Annotated in this window: 6 protein-coding genes; all 6 read right to left on the bottom strand. The window is 63.0% G+C overall.

Annotated features, from left to right (window positions below; genetic code table 11):
* Positions 1-2722, bottom strand: a 2722-nt coding sequence (locus AYR66_RS29450; protein WP_206047105.1) for a YhaN family protein, incomplete at its 3' end; no start/stop codon positions are given.
* 6 nt (positions 2723-2728) lie between these two features.
* Positions 2729-3985: a metallophosphoesterase family protein gene (locus AYR66_RS08130; protein ID WP_088707085.1), complete on the bottom strand. Its 1257-nt coding sequence runs from the start codon at positions 3983-3985 to the stop codon at positions 2729-2731.
* Positions 3986-4148: 163 nt separating this feature from the next.
* Complete coding sequence (locus AYR66_RS08135) at positions 4149-4493, bottom strand: 50S ribosome-binding protein YggL (protein ID WP_088707086.1); 345 nt, start codon at positions 4491-4493, stop codon at positions 4149-4151.
* Between the two features lie 84 nt (positions 4494-4577).
* Positions 4578-5120 (bottom strand): PadR family transcriptional regulator, encoded by a 543-nt coding sequence (locus AYR66_RS08140; protein WP_088707087.1) that lies wholly within the window; start codon positions 5118-5120, stop codon positions 4578-4580.
* Positions 5121-5178: 58 nt separating this feature from the next.
* Positions 5179-5616, bottom strand: coding sequence for a nuclear transport factor 2 family protein (locus AYR66_RS08145; RefSeq protein WP_088707088.1), 438 nt, complete (start codon positions 5614-5616; stop codon positions 5179-5181).
* A 19-nt stretch (positions 5617-5635) separates the two neighbouring features.
* Positions 5636-6510: NAD(P)/FAD-dependent oxidoreductase (locus AYR66_RS08150; protein ID WP_170942281.1), on the bottom strand; the 875-nt coding region annotated here is incomplete at its 5' end.

The raw sequence follows: 6510 nt of genomic DNA on the forward strand, positions 1-6510 counted from the left end.
TTGCCTTGTCCAGGTCGAGCAGGTAGCGGCGACGTTCGTCGGCACGCGCAATCGCTTCGGAAAGCTGCTGGCGTGAGTCGACGCCGGCGCGTTCCATCAGCGGCTTCAGGCTGGCGCCGGCCGTCTCGATCGCGTCCTGCGCGCGCTTCGCCTGCTCCTTCGCCAAGCGGATCGCTTCCTTCAGGCGGTTTGCCTCGGTTCGCGCATCCTTTGCACGGGCCAGGCGCTTCGCCAGTTCCTGCGCGATCCGTGCCGGCGGCATCCCGTCGAGATTGCTGCCGAAATGCGCGGCAAGGCGCAATGCGTCCGCGGCGAATTTGTCCAGGTCTGCCTGCATCGCGCCGATGCGCTCCCCCCGGATCTGGCGCAGCTTGCCCAGCAGTTCGTCCAGCGATGCGAACAGTTCCAGCGCACCGTTGACGCTGCCGATCGTTGTCTCCTGTGCGAGACCCGCTGCGGCCAGGGCGCGGGACCATTCCTCCTTCCACTGGGCCACTGCACCACCGGCTGCTGCAGTGGCCTGTTCCAGCGATTGCGCCTGCGCCTTTGCCGTTTTCAGCTGCGCTTCAAGCGTCTCGCGCCGTACCCTGTTGCTGTCCATGGATTGCACATGGAGTTCGGCCTGCACGCACAGCGCGGTCAGCTTTTCGCTGTCGTCGATGTGCAGGCCCGCATCGCGCAATGCCGCTGCCAGGCGCTGCCGGTGTTCTTCCACCTGGCGCGACAGGGCGTCGGTACTGTCTTGCGCGTCCCGGCATTCCGCTGCTGCTGCGAGTGCCTTGTCCCGCTTTGCGATCCATTCGCCGATGTTGTCCAGCTTCATGCCAGGCACGCCGAACGCTATCGCCATCTCGCCCCAAAGCTTGTCGAATTCCGCCAGTTGCGCCACCAGCCGGGACAATTCGCCGTCGAGGATGGTCTGCTGGTGGATTGCCTGCTCCAGCTGGTGCTGGTGGCTTTGCAGCTGCGCGGCTGCCTCGACGTTTTCGAAGCGCTTGTCGGAGAGTTCGTCGGCGCGATGGAGCTGGCCTTCGAACTGTTCTGCGCCGTCCCCGACGCTGGTCGTTCCTTCCTTGATTGCACGCCAGCTTGCATCGCGTTCCTCGCGCGCCTGCAAGACGTCTTCGCGCGGCGTCGGATGATGCAATTCGGTGAGCTGGGAGATCTTCAGCTTCAGCGTCGAGACCGCGCCGGCCTGGTCGAGTATGCGCTTGTCCAGCGCCTTCCTCTCGTTGACCAGTGTGAGGCGGTCCAGCATGACATGGGCGAGCTCCTCCTGCCCGGGCAGTTGCATCGCGGCCAGTTCCTCCGCGGGCTTGTTCCATCGGCCCAGTGCCAGTTGGGCGCTGGACGACGTCGCCTGGGCCTTCGCGAACAGGCTTTGCTGCTTTTGCAATGCGGCTTCGGTATCGCCGAGTGCGCGCGCGCTTGCGATGGCGGCACGCAGCGCCGGTTTGACCTCGCCCGCCGACAAGCCAGCCAGCTCCTGCGCCAGTTGCTGGAGTTCCTGTGTCTTTGCCTGCCCGCTCTGTTCGGCGGCACGCAATGCCTGCGTCAATCCGCTGTGTGCCTGGGACAGGCGGGCCAGTTCGCGCCGCACCAGCAGCGAAGGCAGGCGCGCGTTGAGTTCGTCTTCCGACGTGTAGTCCCAGCCGAGTTGCGCGCAGGCCTTGCGCACGTCGGCCAGCAGCGCTTCGACTTCTTCCTGCCGCCTGGCGATGTCGCGCTCGTGCGAGCCGTAGCGCATGCGGCATTCTTCGAGTGCGGCAATATCGGAGGCAAGGTCGAGGACGGCGTCGTCAACATCGATGCGCGCGAGTTCCGCTTCCGCCTTTTCTACTTCCGTGTTGCGCAATTCCAGCAACTGTCCCGCTGTGGCCAGTTCTCGTTCGGCCGCGGACAGAACGGCGGCGGCATCCGCCGGCAGATCCGCCACCGGACCCAAGGAACCAAGCTGCCGCTCGATATCGCGCACAGCGTGAAGGAAGGGTGCGACGCGGCGGATGCGTTCCAGCTTGCTGCGCGTGACCTCCAGCTGCCGCAGCAATTCGCCTACCGTAGCCAGCTCGTCCGCTACGGACTGCTGGCGTGCGTTGGCTTCGGTCCATACCTTGGTGCGGACGGTGGCTTCCTTCAACGCCGTATTTGCCTTGTCGAGCAGGTCGGCAGCGCTGTAATACGCGCGGTCGGCGGCCTTGCGTGGCGCCCACAGCTTGTCCGCTTCCGCCAGCAGCGCATCCCTGATCTTGCCCAGGCTGGCGATGCCGGCCGCGGATTGGAACAGCACCTGTCCGACGTCATTCTCCGCATTGAGGATGCTGTTGCCGCCTTCCACCAGCCGGGTATGGTCGAGGCCGAACATTTGATCGAAGAAGTGGCGGTCCGCGATGCCGAGGAAAGGTACCAGTGCGTTGTCGGCAAGCACGGTATCGGCTACCGTGCGCAGTGTCTGCTTCTGTGCCTTCGCACGCTGGAATTCCAGCGCCTGCGCCTGGTTGCCGATCGATGCGCCAACGCGCAGTTCGTTCAGCGGATGCAGGAAGGCATGCACGGAACGCGCCGGTATCCCGAACAGCAGGTCGAGGACCGCGGAGCGCAGCGTCGATTTGCCGGCCTCGTTGGGGCCGACAACCAGGTGGAAGTCGCGCGCTGCATGCGGGAATTCGATGCAGCGGTCGGAGAATTTGCCGTATTTGATGAGGTCAAGCCGGTTCAGACGCATCGCCGATTACTCCATCCGCGCAAGTTGAGACATGAGGCCGGGACGGACTCCGCCCACCAGCTTGGCGAGTTCGCCGTTGCGGATATCCCTGAAATACGGGACCGCGTTCTGCAGTTCCAGCGGCGCCTTTGCCACCAGCGCCATCAGGTCGGTCTTCAGGCTCGCGAGGAATTCAGGGTCACCTTGCGCGTCTTCGAAAAAGGCTTGCAGGTCGGCCAGCGCGTCACCACGCGCGCGGATCGCATCCGGCTCATCCGATGCCGTGGTGGCGGTCTTGACCTTTTCGATCCAGAGGCGGTCTGCACCGAGCGCGGCGGCCGAGGCCAGCACTTCGGCGCGCAGCTGCGCCTCCATGCCGAACAGTTCGCCATGCACCGGCGTCTTGCCGGAGATGGTGATGCGTACCGCCGACGGCATGCCGGATGGCGTGGATGCAAGCACCGCTTCCAGTTCCTTGTTGATGGCATGTACCACTTCCGCCATGGAATTGCATGGCGCCGCGTCGACATTCACCGCGTGCCAGCGCAGCACGTCGACGAACAGCCGTTCAACCTTTTGCACGCCGGTCTCGTCGGCGGTGACCAGCACGGCGCCGCGCGGACCGGTTTCGCGGATGTGGCGGCCCTGCAGGTTGCCGGGGAAAACGATGGTCGATGCGCCCTGCCACACCTGGTATTCGTGCACATGGCCGAGCGCCCAGTACTGGTAACCCTTCGCGTGCAGTTCATCGATGGTGCACGGCGCGTAGTTGGCATGGGTGGAATGCACGCCGAGTGCGGTATGCAGCACGCCGATGTTGAACATGCCCGGCAGCGGATCGGGATAGGTTTGCGCGAGGTTTTCGGTGGTGGCCGCATCCTTGAAGCTGCGTCCGTGCAGCGCCACTTTCAGGCCGTCGATGACAAAGGTGTGCGCCTTGCGGGATTCGAAGGTGTATACGTTGTCGGGCAGGACCAGTTTTTTGGTCATCTCGCTTTCGGCGTCATGGTTGCCGAATTTGACATACGCGCGGATGCCCGCCTTCTTCAGCCGACCCATTTCGCGGCAAAAGAAAATGCCGGTGTTGTGGTCTTTCCAGCCACCGTCGTACAGGTCGCCGGCGATGACGACGAAATCCACTTGCAGGTCGATCGCTTCATTGACCAGTTTGGTGAAAGCGTCGCGGGTGGCGCTGCGCAGCATCTGCGCGGGCGCATCCGGATAGGCACTCAGGCCGGTAAGCGGACTATCCAGGTGGATGTCCGCGGCGTGAATGAATCTCATCTCTTGATTCCGGTTAAACGAGGGTGGTGCGGGAAAAAAACCGTAGGGTGGGCAGAGTGAAACGAAATCCGGCAGGCGCTCGGCAAGCGTTGTTGCGACGGGTTTCGCTTCGCTCTACCCACCCTACGGTCGGCAATGCGGGGGAAAGAGGATGTTCAGGACATCAGGTGCTGTACCACGCATCCTTGAGCGGTCCGACGACCACGTCCTTCAGTTCCGCGCGCGATTCGAGCCAGGTCTTGAACGCGTTGCGCTGCTCTTTGGAAACCGAACCGCGCAGCGCGTCGACCACCACGAAGCCTTCGAATCCGCCATTGAAGCCGCCGCCGAACAGCAGGCCCATGTCGTCGATTGCGGCAATTAGCGCATCGATGAATGCCGTGCGTTCTTCTTGCGACAGTTCCTTGGTCAGCTTGGCGGTGACGTCGAATCCGAGTTCCTGGAATTCGCCCAGCTTGAGTTTCTTGCGCTGGCGAAGATTGTATTTCCCTTTGGTATGTGCAGGCATGCGCTTTCCGTTGAATTGAAATGGGTGAAAGCGGGTGATTATACCGGTCATGCCCGTGGACGGGCGCTGAAAAACACGGTGGTGCTACGGCTTGCTGTCCGTCTGCGCGAGCACGTTGAGCGCGTTCTGCGACCACTCGATCCACAATTCTTCGTGCATGATGCCGGCCTTGAGCACCAGGTGTTGCACCTGTTGCTCGCGCGACGGACTTTTGCCGGAAAAGTCGCGCTGCTCGATCTTGCGATAAGTGGCAAGCCTTTCCTGGTGCATCGCAAGCCGCCGCATGATGTCGTCCTTCACCGCGGTCGGTCCGACGATGGCCTCCGCACGCAGACGCAGCATCAGCTCGTCGCGCAGGGGTCGCGGATCCTGGCTTTCCGCGGTCCAGCGCTTCAGTTCCTTGCGCCCGGCCGGCAGCACCTGGTAGATTTTTTTCCCGCCGCGCGCGGACTCCGCCGGCAGCGATTCGACCCAGCCGGCTTCTTCCAGCCTTCCCAGCTCCCGGTAGATCTGCTGGTGGGTCGCGTGCCAGAAATAGCCGATGGAATGGTCGAACCGCCGGGCCAGCTCCAGCCCGGAACCGGGATGTTCGATCAACGCGGTCAGGAGCGCGTGCGGTAAAGACATGGAGGTCGCAGATGTACTTGAAATGATCGGGCGATTTTATCCCATGTCCATTGCGGGCTCAGAGCCTGACCTTGAAATCGGGAAGCCGGTCGCCGAGGCGCTTGCCCATTTCCGCGCCCAGCATTTGCAGGCTGATGAGCGGGCGGATCATGACTTCGAAGTCGACGATCTTTCCGTTGTCGTCGAAGCGCACGAAGTCGGCCCCCTTCAACAGCTTGTCGCCGACGCTGGCGCTGAATTCGAGCACGACGTTCAATCCGTCGTCCGACGCGAATTGCCGGTGATACTTGAAGTTCTCGAAGACGGTGATGACCGTCGTCAGCGCGAGGTTGACCGCTTCCGCGGACTTGTAGGGATGAAAGGCCATCGGCGAATGGAACATGGCATCGGGATGGAGGATCGAGCGCAGGGCGCCCAGGTCCCGCTTCTCGATCATGTCGTGCCATGTTGCCAGGGACTCGGCCGCGGCCGGGCGGAGATTTCCAGGGTTCTGCATGGTTTGCTCCTTGGGTTGCTTAAATGGCAGCGGCCAGGCGCGTGCCCTGGTCGATCGCGCGCTTGGCGTCGAGTTCCGCGGCTACGTCGGCGCCGCCGATCAGGTGCACGGAACATCCCGCGGATTTCAGGTCGTCAAACAGTTCGCGCAGGGGCTCCTGGCCGGTGCAAAGGATGACGTTGTCCACGGGGATGACACGTTCTTCGCCGCCCGCCGTGATGTGCAGTCCCTGGTCGTCGATCCTGCGGTAGCTGATGCCCGCTTCCATGCCGACGCGGCGCGCCTTCAGCCCGGCGCGATGAATCCAGCCGGTGGTCTTTCCGAGGTTGTCGCCGACCTTGGATGCCTTGCGCTGGAACATGATGACCTTGCGTACCGGTGCGTCGACATGCGGCGGCCGTAGTCCGCCGGGTTCGCCGTAGGCGGTATCCACGCCCCATTCCGCATAGAATTTTTCCGGCACCACGCTGGCGCTTTCGCCGGAATGCGTCAGGTATTCCGCGACGTCGAAGCCGATTCCGCCGGCGCCGATGACGGCAACGGTTTTGCCGACGGGTTTTTCATCGCGCAGTACGTCCAGATACCCCAGGACCTTGGGATGGTCGACACCGTCAATCGGAGGCGTGCGAGGCGTCACTCCGGTCGCGAGCACGATGTCGTCGTAACCGCCCTGCTGCAACTGTTCGGCGCGTACCCGCGTGTTGAGCACCACTTTCACGCCGCGCAATGCAATCTGCTTTTCGAAGTAGCGCAGCATCTCGTAAAACTCTTCCTTCCCGGGAACCTTTTTAGCGACGTTCAGCTGCCCGCCGATTTCGGGTTGCGCATCGAAGACGACAACCTCATGGCCGCGTTCTGCGGCGGTAATAGCGAAGCTGAGCCCGGCCGGGCCGG

The sequence above is a fragment of the Noviherbaspirillum denitrificans genome (genome assembly GCF_002211445.1).
Lineage (GTDB): Bacteria > Pseudomonadota > Gammaproteobacteria > Burkholderiales > Burkholderiaceae_D > Noviherbaspirillum > Noviherbaspirillum denitrificans.